The 242-nt window shown below is 54.5% G+C and carries 1 protein-coding gene; it reads left to right on the plus strand.

Features of this window, described 5'->3' with window-relative positions:
- On the plus strand, positions 1-242 hold a 242-nt coding region (locus R0J87_RS23935), incomplete at both ends, for a hypothetical protein (RefSeq protein ID WP_498889527.1).

Raw genomic sequence — 242 nt, forward strand, 5'->3', positions numbered from 1 at the left:
TTAGAAGCGAAAGGCGAAACGCCATCCGCAGTGACCCGATTAAGTGTGGTTGCCAAAAGTGAACCGCAAGATGAGCAGAGTCGCAGTCAGTCGCCGCGACGAATTATCCTTTCGCGCCTGAAGGCCGGGGAAGTCGACCTGCTGGAAGAAGAACTGGGACATCTGACAACGTTAACTGACGTGGTGAAAGGGGCGGATTCGCTCTCGGCAATATTACCGGGCGACATCGCCGAAGATGACAT

Source organism: Halomonas sp. SIMBA_159 (assembly GCF_046536035.1).
Classification (GTDB): Bacteria; Pseudomonadota; Gammaproteobacteria; order Pseudomonadales; family Halomonadaceae; genus Vreelandella; species Vreelandella venusta_A.